This window comes from Prosthecobacter sp., from assembly GCF_049294395.1.
Classification (GTDB): Bacteria; Verrucomicrobiota; Verrucomicrobiia; order Verrucomicrobiales; family Verrucomicrobiaceae; genus Prosthecobacter.
Genome location: NZ_JBAQCR010000008.1, coordinates 1 through 1,668, shown reverse-complemented (window position 1 = coordinate 1,668; position 1,668 = coordinate 1). Strand labels below are relative to the sequence as shown.

1 protein-coding gene and 1 pseudogene are annotated in these 1,668 nt (G+C 54.4%); both read left to right on the top strand.

The window, feature by feature from the left end; all coding sequences use genetic code 11:
* Positions 1-1,287, top strand: a pseudogene (locus WAW39_RS00755) (hypothetical protein); the annotation flags it as partial.
* A gap of 11 nt (positions 1,288-1,298) precedes the next feature.
* Positions 1,299-1,668 (top strand): hypothetical protein (locus WAW39_RS00750; RefSeq protein ID WP_422314753.1); only part of this gene is annotated, 370 nt, incomplete at its 3' end.

Genomic DNA, 1,668 nt, shown 5'->3' with positions numbered 1-1,668 from the left:
TACACGATTGTTGCCGGGGACCTTGGCAAAGTCATCAATGTCGATGCTACGGCTGGCGCTGTCACGCTCACACTCACTGCTGCCGCAACGATGGCGGATGGGTTCTGGTGCTACGTCCGAAAGGCGGATTCCTCGGCCAATGCCATCACGATAGACCCCAATGCGGCAGAAACGATCAACGGCGGCGCCAATCTTTCGGTTATCACGCAATTTGAAATGCGGCTGATCGTCTGCGACGGGACAACGTGGTTTGCCGAGACGGATGCTTCTAGTGGAGGATCATCTGTCTCATCTGTCTCGTTTGCCGGGTTGATCGAGAATCTGGAGATTTCAACCAGCAGGTCAGGTAATGCGGAAACGATTGCTATAAAGACCGCCGCCGGGACAGACCCGTCAGCATCGGACAAAATCCGCATCGGCTTTCGAGACGCCACGGCCGGGACTGGGGCATATTCTGTGCTCGACGTTACCGCCGCTGCGTCCATCGTAGTCTCCAGCGGGTCAACGATTGGCGCAACCAGTGCGACTATCTTCCGGCTTTGGCTGGTAGCGTTCAACGATGCCGGGACATTCCGCCTCGGGGTTATCAAATGCGCCATGACGGACGGGGTGTTCGGGCTACAGGATAATGTGCTTGAGTCATCCACAGCGGAAGGCGGCACTGGAACAGCGGATAGCTCTGGTGTTATCTACACTGGAACAGCGGTAACGACAAAGGCGATGCGGGTGCTGGGGTATCTGGAATACACTCTCACCACAGCGGGGACGTGGGATGCCGCACCGTCGCTTGTCAGTATCTATTCGCTAGGCGATAGGCTGCCCGGAGAGGTGGTGCAGCGTAGATATACATCTTATTCTGCCGTGGCTACAGGATCAGGAACTGCATTCCCAGAGGATGACACAATCCCTCAAATAACCGAGGGGTATGAATTTATGTCGCAGAGTATTACCCCTAAAGGCGCGCCTAATCTGTTAAAAGTTTATGCCACTGCGTTTTTAGCTGAATCAGTGGTCGCGGCGGCTGATATACATGGCGCGCTATTTCGAGATTCTGTAGCGGATGCTTTTTTCGCCACAACAGAAACGGTAGGCGGGGTTAACCAACGCGGGATACTTACTCTGTTTCCAGCGCCTGTAATAGCTGGGGCAACTAGTGCTACTACTTTCAAATTTCGCGCTGGAGCAACAGCCTCTGGAACTACAGTTACATTTAATGGTTTCGCAGGCGCGAGAAAATTTGGCGCTGTAAATAAATCAGTTATTTCTGTTGAAGAGATCATGGTGTGAAACCCGAGCGTATGCCAGCCTTTGTCGAGATCATCGAGCGGGTGCCAGACGTTCTATTGCCCTATATCGACCGCTGGACGGTGCAGGAGCCCGGTCTATTAGACTTGCAGATCGTGGAATTGATGCAGAGCCAGATAGACGCCGGAGAGGCATGGCTGTTGAAGCATGGCGACACCTATGTGTTACTGCGCCGCCAGACGCCGTGGATTGGGGATACGCATATCTTCAACCTCGGCTCTACGTGGAACATGGTCCGGGCCGTTCGAGCGATCACGGCTAAGGCGCTGGAAGCCTTTGTGAAGCTGGAGACCCGTCACCATGACAAGCGGATCGGTAGTATGATAAGGCGGTGTGGCTGGCGTCCAGAGGCGGTGTACCGTA